The organism is Cupriavidus sp. KB_39, from assembly GCF_052114485.1.
Lineage (GTDB): Bacteria > Pseudomonadota > Gammaproteobacteria > Burkholderiales > Burkholderiaceae > Cupriavidus.
This window is the reverse complement of sequence record NZ_JBFREV010000016.1, coordinates 18789-41721: the sequence shown is the minus strand read 5'-3', so window position 1 is coordinate 41721 and position 22933 is coordinate 18789. Positions and strand designations below refer to the sequence as shown.

Here is a 22933-nt window from a genome sequence, read left to right as displayed (position 1 = left end):
CCCTTACCACAGCGCCGGCAGGCACTGCCCTGCTGGCGCCGCCAGCACGAGGTCCGCGGTGGCGTCCAGCGCCGACGGCTGCGGATTGACCACGATCACGAACGCCCCGTTCTCCCTGGCCATGCCCGGCAGCGCCGCCGCCGGATACACCAGCCCCGACGTGCCGACCACCAGGCACAGATCGCAGGTCTCCGCCGCGTGCTCGGCGCGATAGCGCGCCACGCGCGGCAGATCCTCCCCAAACCAGACCACCCCGGGCCGCATCATCGCGCCGCACAGCGCGCAATGCGGCGGCTCGCCCGGTACCGGCGGCACCGGGTCGCAGTGTCCGCAGCCATCCAGCCATTTGTTGGCGAACAGGTTGCCGTGCAACTCGATCACATGCTGGCTGCCGGCCTGCTGGTGCAATCCGTCGATATTCTGCGTGACCAGCGTGACCGGTTTCTGGTCCGCCAGCTGCGCCAGCGCGAAGTGCGCGGGGTTGGGCTGGGTGGCCGAAACCATCGCGCGGCGGTGCTCGTACCACTGCCAGACCAGCGCCGGCTGGCGCCGGAACGCGGCCTCTGTAGCGAGATCTTCGGGGTCGAAGCGGGCCCAGAGGCCCGTCAGCGCGTCACGGAACGTCGGCACGCCCGATTCCGCCGAGACCCCCGCGCCAGTCAGCACGAAGATCTGGCGCGCCGCCGCGATTCGGTCGCGCGCCTGGGCGAGCAATGCCGCGTCCAGAATCATCGCCAATATGCCGATGTCAGCGCGGCAGTCGGCGCTGGCGCACCGCCTCGTACAGGCAGACGCCGCTCGCCACCGACACGTTCAGGCTTTCCACGCCGCCCGCCATCGGAATGCCGACCAGCTCGTCGCAGGTCTCGCGCGTCAACCGGCGCATGCCCTCGCCTTCGGCGCCCATGACGATCGCCATCGGGCCCTTGAGGTCCAAGTCGTACAGCGTCTTCTCGGCGCCGTCGACCGTGCCGACCACCCAGATGCCGCGCTCCTGCAGCTCGCGCAGCGTGCGCGCGAGGTTGGTCACGGTGATGTAAGGCACGGTTTCGGCCGCGCCGCTGGCCACCTTGGCCACCGTGGTGTTCAGCCCGACGCTGCGATCCTTCGGGGCGATCACGGCATGCGCGCCGGCGCCATCGGCCACGCGCAGGCAGGCGCCGAGGTTGTGCGGATCGGTCACGCCATCGAGCACCAGCAGCAGCGGCGTGCCTTCGATGCTATCGAGTAGTTCGTCCAGATTGAGCGCCAGCGAGATGTCGTCGGCACGCGCCACCACGCCCTGGTGGCGATCGGTGCCGGCCATGCCGCGCAGGCGGTCGGCATCCACCGGATGCAGGCGCACGTTCAGGCTTTCCGCGAGGCGGATGAAGTCCTGCATGCGGCGGTCGCGCCGGTTGGATTCGATATAGATGTCGGACACGCTCTTCGCGTCTTGGCGAAGGCGTGCGTTCACGGCGTGAAAGCCGATCAGGAGTTTGTGTTTGGCCATGGCGGGATTGTACCCGCCATGGCCACCCCGGCGCCGCGTGTTTTAACGCTTGCGTGCCGGGCGCGCGGTCTTGGCCGCCGCCTTGGCGGTGCGCTTGGCCGTGGGCTTGCGCGGCTGCTCGAGGTGCGCGGGCTTGGGCTTGGCCGCGCGCTTGGCCGGCTTGCCGCCGGACTTGCCATGCGGCGCATGACCCACATGCGGCTTCATCGGCGTGATCACGGCCTCGAACACCGGCTGCTCCTCGATCACGCGGTCCAGCGTCTCGTCGAACGATTCCTCAGGCTTCGACGTGCCGCCAAGCAGCGCCGCCAGCTGACGGCCCTTCTTGCGCGCGGGCACCGCATGGGCGGCCGGCACGCGCGGTTGCACTTCGGGTCCCGTCGTGCGGGCGCGCAGCGTCTTGGCCGACGGCTCCTGCACCAGGCGGAAGTCGATCTTGCGAGCGTCCAGGTCGACGCGCGACACCTGCACGCGCACGCGGTCGGTCAGCCGATAGCGGATGCCCGTGCGCTCGCCGCGCAGTTCGTTGCGAGCCTCGTCGAACTGGAAGTAGTCGCTGCCCAGTTCGGTCACGTGCACCAGCCCTTCGACATAGAGTTCGTCGAGCTGCACGAAGATGCCGAAGGAGGTGACCGCGCTGACCGTGCCGGCGAAGTCGCTGCCGAGCTTGTCGCGCATGAAGTAGCACTTCAGCCAGGCCTCCACATCGCGGGAGGCCTCGTCAGCCCGGCGCTCGTTTGCCGAGCAGTGCAGGCCCAGCTCATCCCAGATGGCTTCGTTGCGCTTGGCCCGGGCGGCCGAGTTCTGCGCCTTCTTCTCGGCATCGGCCGCGTTCAAGCGGCGCGCCTTGGGCGAGACCGCTGTGTTCAGCTCGGTGCCGTGCGCGAACGCCGGTTGGTACTTGGTGTGCGCCAGCACGGCCTTGATCGCGCGGTGCACGAGCAGGTCGGGATAGCGACGGATCGGACTCGTGAAGTGGGCGTAAGCCTCRTACGCGAGGCCGAAGTGGCCGATATTGTCGGGGCTGTAGACCGCCTGCTGCATCGAGCGCAGCAGCATGGTCTGGAGCATCGGCGCGTCGGGGCGGGACTTGATCTTGTCCATGACCTCGGCGTAGTCCGATGCCTGCGGCTTGTCGCCACCGCCCAGAGACAGGCCGGACGTGCGCAGGAACTCTCGCAGRTTCTTGAGTTTTTCCTCGCTCGGGCCCGCGTGGATGCGGTACAGCGCCGGATGCTTGAAGCGCTCGAGGAAGTCGGCCGCGCAGACGTTGGCCGTCAGCATGCACTCCTCGATCAGCCGGTGCGCRTCGTTGCGGGTGCGCGGCAGGATCTGCTCGATCTTGCCCTGCGCGTTGCAGACGATGTAGGTCTCGGTGGTGTCGAAGTCGATCGCCCCGCGCTCGCGGCGCGCCTTGAGCAGGACCTGGAACAGCTCGTACAGGTTCTGCATGTGCGGCACGAGGTCACCGCGCTTGTGCGCCTCGGGACCCTTGGTGTTCGACAGCACGGCCCAGACCTCGTTGTAGGTCAGGCGCGCCTTGGAGTGCATCACCGCCGGGTAGAACTGGTAGCCCTTGAGTTCGCCCTTGGCCGTGATCACCGCGTCGCAGACCATGCACAGGCGGTCCACGTGCGGGTTCAGCGAGCAGAGGCCGTTGGACAGCTTCTCGGGCAGCATCGGAATCACGCGGCGCGGGAAGTAGACCGACGTGGCGCGGTCCAGCGCATCGGCGTCCAGCGGCGTGCCTGGGCGCACGTAGTGCGACACGTCGGCAATCGCCACGATCAGGCGCCAGCCCTTGGCGCGGCCGATCTTGACCGGCTCGCAATAGACAGCATCGTCGAAGTCGCGCGCGTCTTCGCCATCGATGGTGACCAGCGGGATGTCGCGCAGGTCGATGCGATGGTCGAGGTCGGCTTCGCGCACCTCGTCCGGCAGCCCCTGCGCTTCCTTGGCGGCGGCCGGCGAGAACGCATGCGGCACRCCGTACTTGCGCACGGCGATCTCGATTTCCATGCCGGGATCGTCGATATCGCCCAGAATTTCCACCACGCGGCCCACGGGCTGCACGTAGCGGTCCGGATACTCGATCAGCTCCACGCTGACCACCTGTCCCACGCGGGCCTTGCCCTGCTGCTTGGGCGGAATCAGAATGTCCTGGCCGATGCGCTTGTCCTCGGGCGCTACCACGAGCACCCCGTTCTCGGACAGCAGGCGACCAATCACATAGCGGTTGGCGCGCTCGACGATCTCGACGATCTGCCCTTCCGGGCGGCCACGGCGGTCGTAGCCCACCACGCGCACTTGCGCGCGGTCGTTGTGCATCGCCTTCTGGAGTTCGCGCTCGGGCAGGAAGACATCGTCCTCACCGTCATCGCGAATCAGGAAACCGAAACCGTCGCGGTGCCCCTGCACACGGCCGACGATGAAATTCGGTTGGTGGGCCAGCTCATAGCGGCCCTTGCGGTTCAGTTCGATCTGGCCGTCGCGCTCCATCGCGGCGAGGCGCTTCTGGAAGCCGTCGTGCTCCTTGCGCGTGACGGCCAGGGCCTTGGCGATATCGCCTGCCGATTGCGGCGACCCCGAAGTTCTCAGCACGCCGAGGATTTCTTCCCGGCTAGGGATCGGATAGTTGTTCTGATTCAATTTTTCTGGAAACTATTTGACAAACGTTTTACGGTCGCTATAATGGCGGCTTCGGTTGTTTCGACACCTGCCCAGGTGGCGGAATTGGTAGACGCACTAGGTTCAGGTCCTAGCGGTGGCAACACTGTGGAGGTTCGAGTCCTCTCCTGGGCACCAGGTTTCAGCGAGAAGCCCGCAACGCAAGTTGCGGGCTTTTTGTTTTGCGGCATCGCTATGATTTTCGCGTTGCCGACGCTGATCCGAGAAACCTGCAAATCCGCACTCCCCTCTACGCCATTCTGGCTTGTGAATTCATTGGCGGCACGGCGCCGTCGATGAGTGTATCAGTTTCAGTGCCGATTCCGGCATTATCCGGCACGATTCGGCCACCCTTCGCGAAAAACAAACGGCAACAATGGCCATTTACCGCGTTGACAGTTCGACCATCTGTAACTAAGATGGTTTCACATTGAGATTTCGTTCATGAGCACCAGCAGCCGGTTTGCCGTCGCCGTTCACACCCTGACCCTGCTCGCGCAGAGCGACGGCCCCGTGCCGTCGTCGATGATCGCCGGCAGCGTGGGGACGAACCCGGCGCTGATCCGGCGCATCATCGGCGCCCTGACCGACGCCGGATTCGTGGCCACAACGATGGGCAGCACCGGCGGCGCCACGCTTGCGCGGCCCGCATCGGCCATCACGCTGCTCGAAGTGTTTCGTGCCGTGGAGACACCGTCGATGATCACGCTGCACCAGAGCGCGCCCAACCCAGCCTGCATGGTCGGCCGCGAGATCACCGGGGCGCTGCGCCAGGTGGCAGACCGGGCGCAAGCTGCCATGGACGCCACGCTCGCGGACATCACCATTGCCGGCATGCTCGCGGATGTCGAACACGCCGCCGCGCAGCGCCGCAAGCGCTGATTTTTTTACCTCGATATGTAACCATYTTGGTTTCATATCGCCACTGTGAAGGAGCAACACCCATGAAAATCGCCATCATCGGCGCCACCGGCAACGTGGGCACCCGCCTCACCGATGAAGCCCTGCGCCGCGGCCACACCGTGACCGCCCTCGCCCGCCAGGCCAGCAGCCTGCCGGCACGCACCGGCGTGACGCCGCGCAACGTGGATGTGGCCGACGGCGCAGCTCTCGCCGCCGCCCTGCGGGGCCACGACGCCGTGATCAGCACCGTGCGATTCCTGCAGGCCAAGGCGCCGCAGATCGTCGATGCGGTCAAGGCCGCCGGGGTCGAGCGCTTGCTGGTGGTGGGTGGCGCAGGCAGCCTGTTCGTGGCGCCCGGCGTGCAACTGGTCGACACGCCGACGTTCCCAGCCCAGTACAAGGACGAGGCCGCCGCAGGCCGTGATTTCCTGAATGCGCTGCGCGGCGAAACCGCGCTGGCGTGGACGTTCCTGTCCCCGTCCGCGCTGTTCCTGCCGGGCGAACGCACGGGCAAGTTCCGGCTCGGTGGGGAGGAACTGCTGGCCGATGCGGCCGGCAAGAGCACGATCTCGATGGAAGACTACGCGATCGCCATGCTCGACGAGATCGAAGCGCCGGCGCATGTGCGCCAGCGGTTCACGGTCGGCTACTAGTCCGAATACTGAGTCCGGATCGCGGATAGCGCAGCCGACATGGCGATGGCTCGGCCGGCTCAGGCCGCCGAGTCGTCGTCCAGCAGCGAGGCGCGCTTGCCGCGCTTGAGCCAGGCCGCCAGGTTGTGCGGACGCAGCGTGTCGTATTCCTCGAACGGCTGGTGGATCCAGGGGTTCGACGGCAGGAACGTCACATGGTAATCCGGCTCCACCTTCGAGCACGCCTTGTACCAGAGCACGGCCGAGCGCACGTCGGTCACGGCCGGATAGCGCTCCTTCAGGTGGCGGCCCACACGTTCCAGCGTCACGCCGGAATCTACGAGGTCGTCCACGAGCAGGATCTTGCCGGACAGCTCGCCGCGCGTCATCGTGATGTACTGGGCGATGTCGAGATCGCCCTGCTGCGTGCCCGCCGCCTCGCGGTAAGAGCTGGTGGCCAGGATGGCCAGCGGCACGTCGAAGATCCGCGACATCTGGTCACCCACGCGCAGGCCGCCGCGCGCCAGGCACAGGATCTTGTCGAACTTCCAGCCCGACTCGTGCACGTTCAGCGCCAGCCGCGCGACCAGGCGGTGGTAATCATCCCAAGAGACCCACAGGTTCTCTTCGTCATTGGTAGGCAGGTTCATGATCTGTTTCTTCTCTCAGGTCAGGTCTCTGGTCGATGACCGATAGACAAAGCCGATAAAGCTTCGGCCCGCATTCCGCGGGCCGATTGGCTTGGTGAGGCCGCGACACTCGTGGCGCCGCGATCATGCTCACGGGTAATACCGATACGTCAGGCCACCTGGTACGGGTGGCGCAGCAGGATCGTTTCGTCGCGGTCCGGACCGGTCGAGATCATGTCGATCGGAATGCCGACGACTTCCTCAATCCGCTTCAGGTACACGCGGGCCGCCTCGGGCAGCGCGTCCCATTGCTTCACGCCGAACGTCGACTCGTTCCAGCCCGGGAATTCCTCGTACACCGGCACGCAGGCGGCCACGGCATCCGAGCCGCGCGGCAGGATGTCGACGGTCTTGCCGTCGAGCTCGTAGCCCACGCACAGCTTGATCGTTTCCAGGCCGTCCAGCACGTCGAGCTTGGTCATGCACAGGCCCGAAACGCCGTTGATCTGCACCGAACGCTTCAGCGCGGCGGCGTCGAGCCAGCCGGTGCGACGCGGACGGCCGGTCACCGAGCCGAATTCCTTGCCGACGTTGGCCAGGCGCACGCCCACGGCGTCCTGGCGCGCGGGGTTGTCGTTGTCATACAGCTCGCTCGGGAATGGGCCCGCACCGACGCGCGTGCAGTAGGCCTTGGTGATGCCGAGGATGTAGTTCAGACGGCCCGGGCCGACGCCCGCGCCCGCTGCAGCCGCACCAGCCACGCAGTTGCTCGACGTGACGAACGGATACGTGCCATGGTCCACGTCCAGCAGCGTGCCTTGCGCGCCTTCGAACATCAGGTTGCCGCCGCTCTCGTTCACGGCGTACAGCTCGGCCGACACGTCCGCCACCATCGGCTTCAGGCGCGGCGCGTACGACAGCATCTCGTCGAGAATCTGCTGGTAGTCCACGGCTTCGGCGCCCAGGTACTGGGTCAGCATGAAGTTGTGGAATTCCACGTTCTCGCGCAGGCGCTCGGCGAAGTGCTTCGGATCGAACAGGTCCTGCACGCGCAGCGCGCGGCGGGCAACCTTGTCTTCGTAGGCCGGGCCGATGCCACGACCGGTGGTGCCGATCTTGGCGGCACCACGGCGCGCTTCGCGGGCCTTGTCGATGGCTACGTGGTACGGCAGGATCAGCGTGGTGGCTTCGGAGATGCGCAGGCGGTTCTGCACCTGGAGGCCGGCGGCCTCGAGTTCCTCGATCTCACGGAAGAGTGCCTCGGGCGACAGCACTACGCCGTTGCCGATGTAGCAGACGGTGCTCTCGCGCATGATTCCCGACGGGATCAGTCGCAGGATGGTCTTCTTGCCGCCGATGATGAGCGTGTGGCCAGCGTTGTGGCCGCCCTGGAACCGCACCACGCCTTTTGCATGATCGGTAAGCCAATCGACGATTTTCCCTTTGCCTTCGTCACCCCACTGGGTTCCGATCACGACGACATTGCGTCCCTGGCCTACTGCGGATGCGGACATGTTGAATTGGTCAGAAGGTTAAAAACGTATTCTACTCTCGTTGCCGGACGGTTCCCGATTTTCGGGCGCACGTATGACACCGCGACAGCGATTTTGCGCCGAAAAAAGGCGCAAAAAGTCACATGGAGAGCGGAGGAAAATGCCGGAACGCGTCGTGCGAACCGGCTGAATCGGGTCTTAGCGCGGTACCACCACCCAGGCATCGCCCTGACGAACCAGCTGCCGGTCGCAGTTGAATTCATCGAGCTCATGAGTATGGCCGGGCAGCGACTGAATCACGATCTCGCCGGTCGCGCGCAGCGACGCGATGGTCGTGCGCAGGCCCGGATCGGCGTCCCACGGGGCGTAGATTGCCAGCGCGCGGACTTCCACCGGCGACAGTGCCGCCACCTCGCGCAGATCGAGCGAGAAGCCGGTAGCCGGGCGCGCGCGGCCGAAGGCCTCGCCGACCTTGTCGTAACGGCCGCCACGGGCCACGTAATTGGGCAGACCCGCTACGTAGGCCGTGAACATCACGCCGCTGTGATAGTGGTAACCGCGCAAATCGGAAAGGTCGATGTTCACGCTGGCGCCGCGTACCTGCGCGGCCAGCGCCGACAGCTCGTCCAGTGCGCGGCCGATGGCCGGGCTGGCCGGCAGCGTCGCGCGGGCGCGCTCGATCACCTCGATGCCGCCGTAAAGCGTCGGCAGGGCCAGCAGCGCGTCGCGCTCGGTCTGGGGCAGGCCTTCGGTCAGCACGCGCAGTGCGGGCACGTCCTTGGTCTCCAGCGCGGCAAACATCGCGTCCTCGATCTTGCGGATCGACGGCAGGCCGTCCAGCAGCGCCTCGAGGATGCCGGCGTGGCAGAGGTCCAGCCGCACATTGGTCAGGCCGGCAGCATCAAGGGCGGCCAGCATCAGTTCCTGGATCTCGACGTCCGCTTCCAGGCCGGCATGGCCGTAGATCTCGGCGCCGATCTGCAGCGGCTCGCGCGTGGCATGGAAGCCGGCSGGGCGCGCGTGCAGCACGTTGCCGGCGTAGCACAGGCGCGTCACGCCGGGACGATTCAGCAGATGGGCGTCGATGCGCGCCACCTGCGGCGTGATGTCCGCGCGCAGGCCCATGGTGCGGCCCGACAGTTGATCCACCAGCTTCAGCGTGCGCAGGTCCAGGTCATGCCCGGTACCGGTCAGCAGCGACTCCAGGTACTCGAGCATCGGGGGCATGACCAGCTCGTAGCCATAGGTGCGGAACAGGTCCAGCATGCGGCGGCGCAGTTCTTCGATCTTGCGCGCTTCCGACGGAAGGACGTCGGCAATGTTTTCGGGCAGGAGCCAGTGGTCGGACATGGTGAATCTCTTCTCTCAAAAACGGTTTCAGGCCGGCTGGTCTGACCGGCCGGCCTGGCTATCCGGCGCGGACGGCGGCGCACTTCGGCGCGGCCCCTCCAGCCGGACAAAACCCCGGGCGGGCCGGGGTTTTGTCGAACGCACGCGAGTCTGCGCGTGCCGCCCTACTTCTTGCCTGCGGGTGCGGCAGCCGGACTTCCGCCGGACGAGCGCATATAGCGGAAGAAGTCGGAATTGGGCTCCAGCACCATCACGTCACGCTTGTCGCGGAACGTGTTGCGATAGGCCTCCATGCTGCGCCAGAACTGCGCGAAGCTCGGATCCTTGCCGAAGGCATCGGCATAGACCTGCGATGCCTTGGCATCGCCCTCACCCTTGACCACCTGGGCGTCGCGATAGGCCTCGGCCAGCAGCACCTCGCGCTGGCGGTCGGCATCGGCGCGGATCTTCTCGCCCTCTGCGGCACCGGTGGAACGCAGCTCGTTCGCCACGCGCTTGCGCTCGGCTTCCATGCGGCGGTAGACCGATTCGCTGATGGCGGGCAGTAGGTCCACGCGCTTCAGGCGCACATCGAGGATCTCGACGCCCACCGACTGCGCGTACTCGGACATGCCGGCACGAATGTTCTGCATCACCTTCTCGCGCTCGCCAGCGACTACGTCAGCCACGGTGCGCTTGCCAAACTCCTCGCGCGCCACGGAGTCGATCCGCTGCGTCATGCGATCCTGGGCGCCGCGCACGTTGCCGTTGAACGCCACGAAGAACTTGCGCGGATCGGTGATGCGCCATTTGACGAACCAGTCCACCACCATGCTCTTCTTCTCGGCGGTCAGGAAACGCTCGCTGGCGGCCACGTCGATCGTCTGCAGGCGGCGGTCCATGAAGACCACGTTCTGCAGCGGCGGCGGCAGCTTGAAGTGCAGGCCGGGCTCGCGCACCACCTGCTTGATCTCGCCGAACGCGAACACCACGGCGTACTGGCGCTGGTCGACCACGAACAGCATCGACGACACCACGGCCAGCAGGATGAAAAGTCCAATCGCGAAGGAAATCAGTCGGTTCATGACGGGTCTCCTCAGCGCGAATCGCGGTCGCGGTTGCGCATGCCTTCGCGCGACCGGATGTCGGTGCCTGCCTCGGGCACGGGCGGTGCGCTCGTGCCCGGCGTCGGCGCGGGCGTGGCGGCGGTGCCTTGCACCTGCGACATCAGCTTGTCCAGCGGCAGGTACAGCAGGTTGTTGCCGCCCTTGGCGTCGATGAGGATCTTGTTCGTGTTGGCGTAGATCTGCTGCATGGTTTCCAGATAGATGCGATCACGCGTCACCTGCGGCGCCTTCGCGTATTCCGTCTGCACCGAGCGGAAACGGGCCGCATCACCCTCGGCCTGCGCCACCACGCGGGAGCGGTAGCCCTCGGCCTCTTCCTTGAGGCGGGCGGCAGTACCCTTGGCACGCGGCAGGATGTCGTTGGCGTACGACTGGCCTTCGCTGATCGCACGCTCGCGATCCTGGCTGGCCTTGTTCACGTCATCGAACGCAGCCTGCACCTGCTCGGGCGGCTGCACGCTCTGGACGTTGACCGAGATCACGCGGATGCCGGTCTTGTACGCGGACAGGATCGTCTGGATCGACTTGGCCAACGACTGCGCAATCTCCTCGCGGTTCTCGTACAGCACCGCATCCATCTTGTTGCGGCCCACGATCTCGCGCACCGACGTCTCGGCGGCCTGCGTCACCAGTTCCTCATCGCCACCGCGGTCGGTCTTGTTGAAAAACAGGAATTCGCCGGCGTCCTGGATGTCGTACTGCACCGTGAAACGGACGTCGATGATGTTCTCGTCCTGCGTGAGCATCGACGAGTCCTTGAGGTTGCTGTCCTTGATCGACGTGGCACGGCCCACTTCCACCGAGCGCACGTTCGACAGGTTGACCACCTCGGCCGACTGAACCGGCCAGGGCATGCGCCAGTTGATACCGGGGCCGGTCGTGTACTTGAACTTGCCGAACTGCAGGATCACGGCGGTCTGGCCTTCCTGCACCATGAAGAAGCCGCTGGCCAGCCAGATACCGACCACGGCCGCCACGATGATGCCCATGCCGATGTTCGAACCCTTGCCCGGCGTACGGGGGCCGTTGCCGAAGTTCGGGCCACCCCCGCCGTTGTCCTTGCGGCCCAGCAGGCCGTTCAGGCGGCGGTTGAAGTCGCGCCACAGTTCGTCGAGGTCGGGCGGGCCGTCCTGCGGCCGCTGGTTCTGCTGGCGATTCTTATCCTTGTCCTTGTCTTCATCGTCCTGACCGTTACGGCCCCAGCGGGGATCGTTCAGCGAGAAGATGGCGCGCAGGCGCGACCAGCCTGCAGGATGCAGGGCTTGGCTGCCTGGCACAGAGCGCGAGTCAGGATTCCGTTGGAACAGGGGCATGAAGTGCACGGGTCCGGGAAGTTTGGAACAGGGGGATTCTAGCAGTCATCTTGATCACTTTTGCTCAAAATCCCCAATCGGGTGGCGAATCTCGCTGAACAACAATGAGATTGCCTGCTTAATTCGCGCGCGGAGGGTCCGAATCGSGGTCATCTGGGGCATCTGGGCCCTCCCGGCCGTCCGGTTCGAACATGGCGTCGTCGGCCAGCCCCGGCACCTCGGCCAGGCGCGGGTCGTACGGCGCCGGCGCATCGGGTTGCTCCGCCAGCCAGCGCGCCACATCGACGATGGCCTCGCGCAGCACGTCGAGCCCCACGCCCTCGCGGGCGGACAGGAACACGCGCTTCGGCACGCCATCCTCGTCGCGCTCCACGCGCGGGCCCTGCTCAAGCAGTTCGGGCGCGGCGTCGATCTTGTTCATCACGACGATCTGCGGGATATCCGACGCGTTGATCTCGGCCAGCACGCGGTTGACCTGCTCGATCTGCTCATGCCGCACCGGGCTGGAGGCATCCACCACGTGGAGCAGCAGGTCGGCGTGCACGGTCTCGTCCAGCGTGGCGCGGAACGCCGCCACCAACTGCGTCGGCAGGTCGCGGATGAACCCGACCGTATCCGACAGCACGACATTACCCAGGCCCTCCAGGAACAGACGGCGCGACGTCGTATCGAGCGTGGCGAACAGCTGGTCGGCGGCATAGGCGCGCGCCTTGGTCAGCGCGTTGAACAGCGTGGACTTGCCCGCGTTGGTATAACCCACCAGCGAGATGCTGAGTGTGTCGTTACGCGCGCGGGCACGGCGCTGCGTATGGTGCTGGCGCTGGAGCCGCGACAGGTCGGCTTTGAGCCGCTTGGCGCGCTCATCGAGCATCCGGCGGTCCAGTTCGATCTGGCGCTCGCCGGGGCCGCCGCGCATGCCGATACCGCCCTTCTGCCGCTCCAGGTGGCTCCATGCGCGAACCAGGCGCGACGCCTGGTACTGGACCTGGGCGAGCTCCACCTGCACCTTGCCGACGTGGCTTTGCGCACGCTGGCCGAAGATGTCGAGGATCAGGCCAGTACGGTCGATGACATGCCGGTTCAGGAATCGCTCCAGATTCCGCTGCTGGGCGGGACTGAGCGCGTGGTTGAACACGACGATGTCGGCGTCGAGCGCGTCGGCCGCTTCCTTGAGTTCCTCCGCCTTGCCGGAGCCGATGAACAGCGCGGGGTCGGGACGCGAGCGCTTGCCCGTCAGCGTATGCACCGGCAGCGAGCCGGCCGTGGAGGTCAGCAGCGCCAGTTCGGACAGGCTTTCCTGGAAATCATGCTTGCCGAAATCCACGCCCACCAGGATGGCGCGAGACGGATCGGTATTGGAGGTAGCTCTGGGTTGCAAGCGGGAGGACGCGAAGCGCCTGAAGGAGAAACGGTTGTTAATACAATGGCCGGCTGCGGCAACGTGCCGCGGCGGATGGCACCATCCGCGTGGGACGGTACTGAAGAGGGAAGGCACGGTGCTGCGGCCGCATCGCAATGCGGCCGGCAGCGAGAGAGGAAGTATCAGCCCTCGGGGGAGTCATCCACGCGGAAGTTGACCGCGCGCGCAGGCACGACGGTGGAAATCGCATGCTTATAGACCATCTGCGTCACGGTGTTACGCAGCAGGACGACGTACTGGTCGAACGATTCGATGTTGCCTTGCAGCTTGATGCCATTGACGAGGTAGATGGAAACCGGCACGTGCTCTTTGCGCAGCGCGTTCAGGAACGGGTCTTGTAGCAATTGCCCTTTGTTGCTCATGGCACACTCCAAAATTATAGATTTAGTGATGGATGATGGGGACAAAAGTCCCCGGTTCAAGTCAGTTGGCGCAAAACCGCGCCAGAAAAAAGATCAAAACGGTACCAGGCTGGCATCAACGTGCAGGGCTTCCCCTGCTACCGTGAATTTAGCCTCAGTTCCAAACGAACGCAAACGAAACTTGGCCGCGAAGAAAGGCACCATTGCGCCTCATTCCTTCGAGTCGGCGTACGGGTTTTTGTTCGTACGAAATTCGATGCGCAGCGGTGTGCCCTTGAGTTTGAACGCTGTCCGGAAGCGGTTTTCCAGATAGCGACGATAGGTCTCGGCCACACCTTGCAGCGCGTTGCCGTGCACCACGATGATCGGCGGATTCGAGCCGCCCTGGTGCGCGTAGCGCAGCTTGGGGCGCGACGCGCCCACCCGCCTGGGCTGCTGGAACTCCACCGCTTCGGCCAGCACACGGGTCAGCTGCGGCGTGGGCAGCTTGACCATCGCGGCGGCGTACGCCTCATCCACGGAGCGCAGCAGCGCGCCGATGCCGGTGCGTTCGCGCGCGGATACGAAGTGGAAATTCGCGAAGCTCAGGAATTGCAGCTTGCGCTCCAGGTCGTGCTTGATGCGGTCACGCGCGTGGCCGTCCAGTCCGTCCCACTTGTTCACGCCCACCACCAGCGCCCGGCCGGATTCGACGATGAAGCCGGCGATGTGCGCGTCCTGCTCGGAAATGTCCTGCTGGGCGTCGAGTAGCAGGACGACCACGTTGGCGTCGGCAATCGACTGCAGCGTCTTGACCACCGAGAACTTCTCGATCGCCTCGAACACCTTGCCGCGCTTGCGCAGGCCAGCCGTGTCGATCAGCGTGTACGGCTTGCCGCCCCGCTCGAATTCCACATAGATCGCGTCACGCGTGGTGCCCGGCATGTCGAACGCGATCACGCGCTCCTCGCCGATCAGCGTGTTGACCATCGTGGACTTGCCCACGTTCGGGCGCCCCACGATCGCGATCTTCACGCCGCGATGGCTCTCATCCGTCTGCTCGGCGAGCTCCGGACGCTCCTGCACGGCCATCTCCAGCGCCTCGTCCACGAGTTCGCTCACGCCGTCGCCGTGCGTGGACGARATCGCATAGGGGTCGCCCATGCCGAGTTCGTAGAAGTCCGCGGCTACCGAGGTGTACTTCATGCCCTCGGCCTTGTTCACGGCCAGCATGATGCGACGACCGGTCTTGCGCAGGTAGTCGGCGATCACACGGTCCTGCGGCGCCAGGCCCAGGCGGCCGTCGACCAGGAAGATGACCACGTCGGCCTCGACCACGGCCTGGCGCGTCTGCTTGGCCATCTCGGCCACGATGCCGTCCTTGGCCACGGGTTCGAAACCACCCGTGTCGATAACGATGAACGGACGCTCGCCGATGCGGCCTTCGCCGTAGTGGCGGTCACGCGTGAGACCCGGCAGGTCGGCCACAAGGGCGTCCCGGGAGCGGGTCATGCGATTGAATAGCGTCGACTTGCCCACATTCGGGCGTCCGACGAGTGCGATAACTGGTTTCATGCAATAAACGGAAACGGGGGGCGGCATATGCCGTCCCCCGGCAACTCCGGAGTCATGTTGATCCGACAACCATCGCACGGATTACCGCGCGGCTGGCCGTATTCCCTGAAATGGGGCTTCCTGTCGGGCGCGGAACCGGGGCGAATCGCCACCTTCCGCAGTTGCTGGCACGACCAGGGATCATGCTACCGGATTGGCGCCGGCCGTGCGACAGGGGCACGRCCAGGCTTGCGTGCGCTGGCGATCAGTTCGGTACGAAACCGAAGATATCACCGTCGCGGGTCTGTACGACCAGCGTCTGGCCGGCCACGACCGGCGCTGCGCTGACGGCGCTGCCGTCGGTCTTCATGCGGGCCACGATCTGCCCGTCTTCACGGGACAGGAAGTGGACAAAGCCCTCGAAATCGCCCACCACCACCGAGCGGCCGAGCGCGATCGGCGCGCCCAGGCTGCGATAGCGGAGCTGGTCGTTCTTCCAGCGCTCGTTGCCGTTGGAACGGTCGAACGCRAAGAGGGTCGAGGTTTCGTCGCTGGCGAACAGTGACGTTTCATCCTGGGCCAGCCCGGTCGGCGAGGAGAAATCCTTGCCCCACTGCGGCTGGCCGTTGGCCAGTTCCAGGCACGACACACGGCCCTGGAAGGTCGTGGCGCACACCTGGCGGCCATTGACGGCCGGTACGCCGGTCACGTCGTTGAGCCGTTCGATCTCGGACACGCCCTTCGGATACGACACCGTGCTTTCCCAGCGCAGCACGCCGTTGCCGGGTGCCAGCACGCCGAGCTTGCCGCCCGGGAAGCCCATGACGATGCCGTCGCCAGCATAGACCATGCCCATGGCGGCGCGCAGGTTCAGCGGGGTCTGCGAGCGCTGGTAGATCCASCGGCGGTCGCCGGTCTGGGCGTCGAGGCCGATCACACGCGTATCGGTCGTGCGCACGACCACGAGGCCGTTGCCGACCAGCGGCGCCGACAGCACCTCGCCGTTGACTTGCTTCTTCCAGATCTGCTTCCCGCTGGTGTCGAAGGCGTAGATCGCGCCCTTCTCGCCGGCCACAGCCGTCACCGAGCCGTCCGAGCCGGGGCCCGAGGTCAGGTCGAGGTCGGTCTTGGCCTTCCAGAGCGTACGCCCCGAATTGCCTTCCAGCGCCAGCACGGTGCCGCCCTTGGACGACACGTATACATTATTACCAGCCGCCACCGGGGCCATCACGTACGGGCCGCTCTTGCCCACGTCGGCCTTCCAGGCCTGCTTGACGGACAGCGTGGCCGAAATCGGYTTCAGCTCGGTGGGCGGATGCTTGTTTTCCTTGCCGAACAGCGAGCAGCCGGCCAGCGCGCTCACGCAGGCGCCGGCGACTACCACGCGGGCGACACGGCGAGACACCACGGGAGACAGCGAACRGATGGCGGCGGCGCGGAGCAATGACGTCATAGGGATACGATCCTAAGGATTATTCGATGTGCCGCTCAGGCCGTGCCCAGCGCGTCGAGCTTGAACTGGATGATCTGGCGCATACCACCTTCATCGGCGCTCAGCTTCTCCARCGCTTGGCGGTAAGCAGTGCGAGCGTCGTCGCGCTTGTCCTGCGCGGCCAGCAGGTCGCCCCGGCGGTCAGCGAACAGTGCCTCGAACTGGGCGGGCGGCGTGTCCTTCAGCAGCGCGAGGCCCTGGTCGTACGCCTTCTCGTCGAGCAGCACGCCGGCCAGACGCACGCGCGCCAGCGGCGCGTACTCGTCGCCACCATGATCCACGGCCCACTGCAGCTGCGTCTTGGCGCCGGCCAGATCGCCCGCATCGTACAGCACCTTGGCCGCCACGAGCGCGCTCATCGGACCATAGGCCGTACGGCCGAACTTGTCCTCGAGGTCGGTGGCGGCGCGCTTCACGCGGTCCGCGTCGCGGGCCTCGGCAGCCTTGGTGACCTGCTCGTACAGCAGCGCGGCATCGCGCGCCTGCACGCGCTGCCAGTAGTTCCAGCCGCTCCAGGCCGCGAAACCGAGCAGCGCGGCAATCACGATCCACGTGATGATGTTGCCGTACTGGTTCCACCAGGCCTTCAGGCTCTCAAGCTGTTCCTGTTCTTCTAGATCGTAAGCCATGTCTCGCAAGCCATGTCGCGGCAGTTACCCGCAAAGGTTGATAAGTCCGGCCGTCCCCCGGGATCGGCCAGGCTGGATACCGCTGAATTCGCTTATTGTTCGTCTTCCGCGTCGTCCGCGGTGTCAGACTCTGTCGCGTTGATCATCGCGTCGATGATGTGGTCCACCACCGCTTCGGCCGCAACGCTTGCCTGCGGGCCGCCGTCACCAGCGCTGCCGCCACGCAGCTGCTTGACCTGCATCACGCCGGCCGCCACTTCGTCGTCGCCAATAATAACGGCAAAGGATGCGCCACTTGCGTCGGCRCGCTTCATCTGCGACTTGAAGCTGCCGCTCTTGCCATCCGGCGTGGCATGCACCACCACGTCCAGGCCGGCGTCGCGCAACCGCTCGGCGACGATCATGGCCTGCTGGCCGGCCGCCTCACCCTGGTGGACCAGATAGACATCGCAACCTGGCGCTTCCGGCGCGAGCTTCTCTTCGCGCATCAGTTCGATGATCCGCTCGATGCCCATCGCCCAGCCGCAGGCCGGTGCGGGCTTGCCGCCCATCTGCTGGATCAGCGGATCGTAGCGACCGCCGCCGGCAATGGTGCCCTGCGCGCCGAGCTTGTCCGTGATCCACTCGAACACGGTCAGGTTGTAGTAATCGAGCCCGCGCACGAGGCGCGGATTGATCTTGAACGGAATATTGTTGGCCAGCAGCAGGCGCTGCACGCCCTCGAAGTGGGCCAGCGATTCCTCGCCCAGGAAGTCGATCAGCTTGGGCGCGTTGGCGGCCATTTCCTGGAGCGCCGGATTCTTCGTGTCCAGCACGCGCAGCGGATTCGTGTAGAGGCGGCGCTTGCTGTCCTCGTCGAGGATGTCCTGGAAGCCCTCGAGGTACTTGATCAGTTCCTCACGGTGGGCCGCGCGCTCATGCGCCTGACCCAGCGAATTGAGTTCCAGCCGCACGTTGACCAGGCCCAGGTCGTCCCACAGGCGCTGGCACATGAGGATGATCTCGGCGTCCACGTCGGGGCCGGCAAAGCCAAGTGCCTCGGCGCCAAGCTGGTGGAACTGGCGATAGCGGCCGCGCTGCGGACGCTCATGGCGGAACATCGGACCGGTGTACCAGAGGCGCTTCGGGCCGTCATAGAGCAGGTTGTGCTCGATGGTCGCGCGCACCGCCGCCGCCGTGCCTTCCGGGCGCAGCGTCAGGTGCTCGCCGTTCAGCGCATCGGTGAAGGAATACATCTCCTTCTCGACGATGTCCGTCACCTCGCCAATGCCACGGACGAACAGCTGCGTATGCTCGACGATCGGCGTGCGGATCTGCTGGTAGCCGTAGGCACGCAGCATGCTGCGTGCGGCATTCTCGAACATTTCCCACAGCGGGGCGTCGGCGGGCAGCATGTCGTTCATGCCCTTCACGCCCTGCAGTGCCTTGGCGGCCTTCGTCTTCTCTTCGCTCATATCCGTTTCGTTACCTGCGGTGTTGCCTGCCTCGCTGCGATGCAGCCGGGTTCAGGCCACCGATTCTTGTACTTGCTGCGTGGCGCCGGGACCGTAGTGCGTGCGCACGTACTCGTCCACGATCGCCTGGAATTCCTCGGCAATGCGTTCGCCGCGCAGCGTCTTCACCTTGACGCCATCGACGAACACCGGCGCCGCCGGCGACTCGCCCGAGCCCGGCAGCGAGATGCCGATATTGGCATGCTTGCTCTCGCCGGGGCCGTTCACGATGCAGCCCATCACGGCCACATCCATTTCCTCGACGCCCGGATACGCGGTCTTCCACGTCGGCATCTGCTCGCGCAGATACGACTGGATGCTGGACGCGAGTTCCTGGAACGTGGTGCTCGTGGTGCGACCGCARCCCGGGCAGGCAATCACCATCGGCGTGAAATTGCGCAGCCCCATGGTCTGCAGGATTTCCTGCGCCACGTAGACTTCCTTCTCGCGCGCCGCGCCCGGTTCCGGGGTCAGCGAAATGCGGATGGTGTCACCAATGCCTTCCTGCATCAGCACCGACAGCGCGGCCGTCGAGGCCACGATGCCCTTGCTGCCCATGCCGGCTTCGGTCAGGCCCAGGTGCAGCGCGTACTCGCAGCGGCGGGCCAGCTCGCGGTACACCGCGATCAGCTCCTGCACCTGCGAGACCTTGCACGACAGGATGATCTGGCTACCCGGCAGGCCGATTTCCTCGGCCTTCTGCGCGGACTCGATCGCCGACGTGATCAGCGCCTCGACCATCACGCTCTGCGCGCCCCAGGGCACGGCACGGGCGGCGTTCTCGTCCATGATGCGGGCGAGCAGGTCCTGRTCCAGGCTGCCCCAGTTCACGCCGATGCGCACCGGCTTCTCGTAGCGGCACGCCAGCTCGATCATCTCGGCGAACTGCCGGTCGCGCTTGGCGCCCTTGCCGACGTTGCCGGGGTTGATCCGGTACTTCGACAACGCCTGTGCGCACTCGGGATAATCGTGCAGCAGCGTATGGCCGTTGTAGTGGAAGTCGCCGACCAGCGGCACGTCCACACCCATGCGGTCCAACTGTTCGCGGATGGCCGGCACGGCGGCGGCGGCCTCGGGCGTGTTCACCGTGATGCGGACGATCTCGGACCCGGCGCGCGCCAGTTCCTTGACCTGGATCGCGGTACCGATGGCATCAACCGTATCCGTGTTCGTCATCGACTGCACACGGACCGGTGCGCCACCACCCACGGTGACGATATTGTCGCCCCACACTACACGCGCCTGGCGCGATTGCCGGCGCGGCAACGAACCCGGCAGGACCGGCTGGGAAGCCTTCTCGTTCATAGCGTTACCACCTTGTTGCATCGCTTGATGCGCCACCCGACTGCATCACTGCAGCGTCAGGCGCGCCACATTATTTCGGTTGGCTGACTGGAAATCGACGGGCGCGCCATTGCGCGTGATCGATTCCACACCCTTCACATTACCCAGGATCATCTTGTACGGGCCRCCCGCGCCGCTGCCGGCAGCGGTATCGCCGGCCTTGGCGGTCCCGCCCAGGATGATCTTGCCGGTGCGGTCACGCACCTCGTACCAGGTGTCCGCCGAGAAGCGGATCTGGATCGTGCCGTCCGCAGCCGTGGTGGCCGTGGCCGCAGGCGTCGCCGGGACAGGCTTGGTCGTTTCCGTCACGGGCGTCGCCGTGGCGGCCGGAGCGGGCTTCGTTGCAGCGGGTGCCGACGGCGCGGCGGGTGCCGACGGCGCGGCAGGTGCCGCCGAAACGGCATCCGAAGTGCCCAATGCGCCACCCGTTGCCAGCGGCAGGCCGGCCACGGTCGTGGGCGGTGCCTCCGACGGCGCCGGGGAATCGTTACCCGCCATGACCGGCGGCAGCGCTGCAGTCACCGTACCGTCGCCATGGCTCTGCGCCGTGGTGGGGTCTTCCGTGACAACGGCGGCGGCCGGCGCTTCCGCGGCGGCTTGCTCACGCGATTCCCACCATGCACGGGCGTGGTCGAAGCCGAAATAGCCACCGGCGCCCAGCACCACGAGCACGAAGAACAGCCACACCCAGCGGCCGCCCGCCCCGCTCGAACTCTTCGAGCCGAAGCGCTTGCGGTCGTCGAACGTCTGGTTGATCGCACCTTCGCGGCGGCGCGTGATTTCCTGCACCGGTGCGGTCTGCGCCTGGGCGTGATACTGGCCCAGCAGCGCGTCGATATCGATATGGAGCGTGCGCGCGTAGGCCCGCATCACGCCCTTGGCGAACGTTACGTCAGGCAGGCTCGCCACGTTGCCGGACTCGATGGCCGCCAGCTTGGCCGACGCCACCTTGAGCCGCGCGCTCACGTCCTCCAGCGACAGACGCTGCGTCTGGCGTGCTTCTTTCAGTTGCGCCCCGATCTCGCGGGCCACGGCCTCGCGGTCGGAGTCTGTCGCGCCACTGCCGACGTGACCCGTCGTCGCAGCYTCCAAGGCGCGCTCTTGTTCACTCATCCCAAGCTCCTCTCTCGTAGGCCGTCAGCTCGCGCGAGTCGGGAAACCGGTTGCGGAGTTGCGACAGCAGCGAATTCTGTGTCGCTGTGTCGCCCTGACGGCGTGCAATACGCGCTCCCAGCCAGAGGGATTGCGCGCTGACAAACCGGCTGTTGTTGACCTTGCCGGCATATTCCTGTGCTTGTGCGAAGTCGCCGCGCTTGTAGTTCAGCAGCGCCAGGTTCGTATTGACCGAYGGATCGCTGCGGTCATAGCCATACGCGGTCTGGAGGTTCTTTTCCGCCGCCACCATGTCGCCGTTGCGCAGCTCGCAAGCGCCGAGGTTGGTCAGCGGCTTGACCGGGCCGTTGGCGGACGGCGCCTGCACCGCGCGCTGGAGCGTGGCCTTGCCCTCGGCAAAACGGTTGGTCAGGCAGAGAAACCAGCCGTAGTTGTTGAGCACGTCCGGATCGTTGGCACGCATCGAGAGCGCCGTGCGGAAGCTATCCTCCGCCAGCGCGTTCTCGTTCATGCCCATRTAGATCAGGGCGCGCACATGGTAGGCGTCCACGGAGGCCGGATCGATCGCGATGGCCTGCTTCACCTCGTCCAACGCCACCGGATACTGGCGCGCGTCAAGATATTGCGTAGCCAGTTGCAGCCGGATGGCGGCGCGGCGGCTCGCTGCGGTCTGGTCGGAGGCGGTCTTGATGTCCTGCGAAGGCGGAGGCGGCAACGTGCAGGCGGACAACATCATCAGCCCTGACAGGGCTGCGACAATCAGACGGRTCATGCAGGACGGGCCTCCCGAGATTGACCGGCGGCAACCACCGGCACCAGTGGCGTGATCTTGCCGAACTTGCCGCGCTCGGCCAGACGGGTCCGATCCATGACCTCCCCGGCCAGYTGRCCACAGGCGGCGTCGATATCGTCGCCGCGGGTCTTTCGGATCGTGGTAACGATGCCCGCGTCCATCAGCACCTGGGCGAAGCGGCGGATCTGCTCGTTGTTCGAGCGCTTCAGGCCAGATTCCGGGAACGGGTTGAACGGGATCAGGTTGAACTTGCACGGCACGTCGGCCACAAGCTTCAGCAGTTCCCGCGCGTGCTCGACGCCGTCGTTGACGCCATCGAGCATGCAGTATTCGAAGGTGATGAAATCGCGCGGCGCGAACTCGAGGTAGCGGCGGCATGCCGCCATCAGTTCGGCCAGCGGGTACTTCTTGTTGAGCGGGACCAGCATGTCCCGCAGCGGGTCGTTCGACGCATGCAGCGACACCGCCAGCGCCACCGGCAGGTCTTTCGACAGGCGGTCCATCATCGGCACCACGCCGGAGGTGGACAGCGTGACGCGGCGGCGCGACAGGCCGTACGCGTGGTCGTCGAGCATCAGGCGCATGGCCGGCACCACGGCGTCGTAGTTGAGCAGCGGCTCGCCCATGCCCATCATCACCACATTGGAGATGACGCGCTCGTCTTTGGGGCCGCGGCCCAGCTGGGCACGCATGGCGAACTCGGCCATCCACAGCTGGCCGATGATCTCGCCAGTCGACAGATTGCGCGAGAAACCCTGCTTGCCGGTCGAACAGAACCGGCAGTTGACGGCGCATCCAGCCTGCGAGGACACACACAGCGTGCCGCGCGTGTCCTCGGGGATGTACACCGTCTCCACCGCGTTGCCAGCGCCCACGTCGAGCAGCCATTTGCGCGTGCCATCGGTCGACACGTTGTCGGTGATGATGGCCGGCGAGCGGATCTCGGCGCGCGTGGCGAGCTTTTCGCGCAGCGACTTGGCGAGATCCGACATGGCGTCGAACTGGCTGGCACCGAACTGGTGGATCCAGCGCTGCAATTGCCGGGCACGGAACGGCTTCTCGCCGAGCTCGCCGCAATAGGCGGTGAGCGCGTCCGCGTCGAGATCGAGCAGGTTGACGAGAGGGTTCATGACGGCAATTCCAGCTTTACTTCAGTACAGGTCGTGATG

Annotated in this window: 20 protein-coding genes and 1 tRNA gene; 3 read left to right on the top strand and 18 right to left on the bottom strand. The window is 65.8% G+C overall.

The window, feature by feature from the left end; genetic code table 11:
• Window positions 1-3 precede the first annotated feature (3 nt).
• The 3 genes from AB4Z27_RS14140 to rnr are packed head-to-tail and all read right to left on the bottom strand — an operon-like array spanning window position 4 to window position 4141.
• A complete protein-coding gene (locus AB4Z27_RS14140) occupies window positions 4-732 on the bottom strand; it encodes an SIR2 family NAD-dependent protein deacylase (protein WP_441644646.1) in 729 nt (242 codons plus the stop codon).
• Between the two features lie 16 nt (window positions 733-748).
• Entirely contained in the window at window positions 749-1492 is a 744-nt protein-coding gene (gene rlmB, locus AB4Z27_RS14135) for a 23S rRNA (guanosine(2251)-2'-O)-methyltransferase RlmB (RefSeq protein ID WP_092289663.1), read from the bottom strand.
• Window positions 1493-1534: 42 nt separating this feature from the next.
• The gene (gene rnr / locus AB4Z27_RS14130) at window positions 1535-4141 is read right to left on the bottom strand and encodes a ribonuclease R (RefSeq protein ID WP_092289665.1); all 2607 of its coding nucleotides are present in this window, start codon (window positions 4139-4141) and stop codon (window positions 1535-1537) included.
• A 69-nt stretch (window positions 4142-4210) separates the two neighbouring features.
• Here rnr and AB4Z27_RS14125 point away from each other — a divergent pair.
• From AB4Z27_RS14125 to AB4Z27_RS14115, 3 genes are all read left to right on the top strand, one after another.
• Window positions 4211-4297: transfer RNA gene (locus tag AB4Z27_RS14125), tRNA-Leu, on the top strand.
• A 306-nt stretch (window positions 4298-4603) separates the two neighbouring features.
• Window positions 4604-5041 (top strand): Rrf2 family transcriptional regulator, encoded by a 438-nt coding sequence (locus AB4Z27_RS14120; protein ID WP_092289667.1) that lies wholly within the window; start codon window positions 4604-4606, stop codon window positions 5039-5041.
• Window positions 5042-5103: 62 nt separating this feature from the next.
• Window positions 5104-5715: an NAD(P)-dependent oxidoreductase gene (locus AB4Z27_RS14115; RefSeq protein ID WP_092289669.1), complete on the top strand. Its 612-nt coding sequence runs from the start codon at window positions 5104-5106 to the stop codon at window positions 5713-5715.
• 59 nt (window positions 5716-5774) lie between these two features.
• Here the strand turns inward: AB4Z27_RS14115 and AB4Z27_RS14110 are convergent, their stop codons facing one another.
• The 15 genes from AB4Z27_RS14110 to rlmN all read right to left on the bottom strand — a co-directional run bounded on the left by AB4Z27_RS14110 (window position 5775) and on the right by rlmN (window position 22894).
• Window positions 5775-6344 carry a phosphoribosyltransferase gene (locus AB4Z27_RS14110; protein WP_092289671.1) on the bottom strand — a complete coding sequence of 190 codons (570 nt, stop codon included), beginning with the start codon at window positions 6342-6344 and terminating at the stop codon, window positions 5775-5777.
• 149 nt (window positions 6345-6493) lie between these two features.
• On the bottom strand, window positions 6494-7837 hold the full coding sequence (locus AB4Z27_RS14105) for an adenylosuccinate synthase (protein WP_092289673.1): 1344 nt from the start codon (window positions 7835-7837) through the stop codon (window positions 6494-6496).
• 177 nt (window positions 7838-8014) lie between these two features.
• Window positions 8015-9166, bottom strand: coding sequence for an ATP phosphoribosyltransferase regulatory subunit (locus AB4Z27_RS14100; RefSeq protein WP_441644645.1), 1152 nt, complete (start codon window positions 9164-9166; stop codon window positions 8015-8017).
• Between the two features lie 164 nt (window positions 9167-9330).
• Window positions 9331-10230 carry a protease modulator HflC gene (gene hflC, locus AB4Z27_RS14095; RefSeq protein ID WP_092289677.1) on the bottom strand — a complete coding sequence of 300 codons (900 nt, stop codon included), beginning with the start codon at window positions 10228-10230 and terminating at the stop codon, window positions 9331-9333.
• An 11-nt stretch (window positions 10231-10241) separates the two neighbouring features.
• Window positions 10242-11585 carry an FtsH protease activity modulator HflK gene (gene hflK, locus AB4Z27_RS14090; protein ID WP_092289679.1) on the bottom strand — a complete coding sequence of 448 codons (1344 nt, stop codon included), beginning with the start codon at window positions 11583-11585 and terminating at the stop codon, window positions 10242-10244.
• 118 nt (window positions 11586-11703) lie between these two features.
• Entirely contained in the window at window positions 11704-12963 is a 1260-nt protein-coding gene (gene hflX, locus AB4Z27_RS14085; protein WP_441644644.1) for a GTPase HflX, read from the bottom strand.
• Between the two features lie 164 nt (window positions 12964-13127).
• Entirely contained in the window at window positions 13128-13367 is a 240-nt protein-coding gene (gene hfq, locus AB4Z27_RS14080) for an RNA chaperone Hfq (RefSeq protein ID WP_092289682.1), read from the bottom strand.
• Between the two features lie 210 nt (window positions 13368-13577).
• Complete coding sequence (der, locus tag AB4Z27_RS14075; RefSeq protein WP_092289684.1) at window positions 13578-14921, bottom strand: ribosome biogenesis GTPase Der; 1344 nt, start codon at window positions 14919-14921, stop codon at window positions 13578-13580.
• Window positions 14922-15165: 244 nt separating this feature from the next.
• Window positions 15166-16353 carry an outer membrane protein assembly factor BamB gene (bamB, locus tag AB4Z27_RS14070; RefSeq protein WP_441644643.1) on the bottom strand — a complete coding sequence of 396 codons (1188 nt, stop codon included), beginning with the start codon at window positions 16351-16353 and terminating at the stop codon, window positions 15166-15168.
• A gap of 35 nt (window positions 16354-16388) precedes the next feature.
• Window positions 16389-17021, bottom strand: coding sequence for a YfgM family protein (locus tag AB4Z27_RS14065; protein WP_092289688.1), 633 nt, complete (start codon window positions 17019-17021; stop codon window positions 16389-16391).
• 92 nt (window positions 17022-17113) lie between these two features.
• A complete protein-coding gene (gene hisS, locus AB4Z27_RS14060; RefSeq protein WP_092289690.1) occupies window positions 17114-18475 on the bottom strand; it encodes a histidine--tRNA ligase in 1362 nt (453 codons plus the stop codon).
• 51 nt (window positions 18476-18526) lie between these two features.
• On the bottom strand, window positions 18527-19819 hold the full coding sequence (ispG, locus tag AB4Z27_RS14055) for a flavodoxin-dependent (E)-4-hydroxy-3-methylbut-2-enyl-diphosphate synthase (protein ID WP_092289692.1): 1293 nt from the start codon (window positions 19817-19819) through the stop codon (window positions 18527-18529).
• Between the two features lie 45 nt (window positions 19820-19864).
• On the bottom strand, window positions 19865-20971 hold the full coding sequence (locus tag AB4Z27_RS14050) for a helix-turn-helix domain-containing protein (RefSeq protein WP_441593548.1): 1107 nt from the start codon (window positions 20969-20971) through the stop codon (window positions 19865-19867).
• Window positions 20964-21743: a type IV pilus biogenesis/stability protein PilW gene (pilW, locus tag AB4Z27_RS14045; protein ID WP_441644642.1), complete on the bottom strand. Its 780-nt coding sequence runs from the start codon at window positions 21741-21743 to the stop codon at window positions 20964-20966. Before pilW ends, AB4Z27_RS14050 begins: the two co-directional genes overlap by 8 nt.
• On the bottom strand, window positions 21740-22894 hold the full coding sequence (gene rlmN / locus AB4Z27_RS14040) for a 23S rRNA (adenine(2503)-C(2))-methyltransferase RlmN (protein ID WP_092289698.1): 1155 nt from the start codon (window positions 22892-22894) through the stop codon (window positions 21740-21742). Before rlmN ends, pilW begins: the two co-directional genes overlap by 4 nt.
• Between the last annotated feature and the right edge of the window lie 39 nt (window positions 22895-22933).

Bases quoted from the DNA above. Each gene is read 5' to 3' on its own strand.
- AB4Z27_RS14140 (WP_441644646.1), bottom strand. From the start codon at position 732: ATGATTCTGGACGCGGCATTGCTCGCCCAGGCGCGCGACCGAATCGCG.
- rlmB (WP_092289663.1), bottom strand. From the start codon at position 1,492: ATGGCCAAACACAAACTCCTGATCGGCTTTCACGCCGTGAACGCACGC.
- AB4Z27_RS14120 (WP_092289667.1), top strand. From the start codon at position 4,604: ATGAGCACCAGCAGCCGGTTTGCCGTCGCCGTTCACACCCTGACCCTG.
- AB4Z27_RS14115 (WP_092289669.1), top strand. From the start codon at position 5,104: ATGAAAATCGCCATCATCGGCGCCACCGGCAACGTGGGCACCCGCCTC.
- AB4Z27_RS14110 (WP_092289671.1), bottom strand. From the start codon at position 6,344: ATGAACCTGCCTACCAATGACGAAGAGAACCTGTGGGTCTCTTGGGAT.
- AB4Z27_RS14105 (WP_092289673.1), bottom strand. From the start codon at position 7,837: ATGTCCGCATCCGCAGTAGGCCAGGGACGCAATGTCGTCGTGATCGGA.
- hflC (WP_092289677.1), bottom strand. From the start codon at position 10,230: ATGAACCGACTGATTTCCTTCGCGATTGGACTTTTCATCCTGCTGGCC.
- hflK (WP_092289679.1), bottom strand. From the start codon at position 11,585: ATGCCCCTGTTCCAACGGAATCCTGACTCGCGCTCTGTGCCAGGCAGC.
- hfq (WP_092289682.1), bottom strand. From the start codon at position 13,367: ATGAGCAACAAAGGGCAATTGCTACAAGACCCGTTCCTGAACGCGCTG.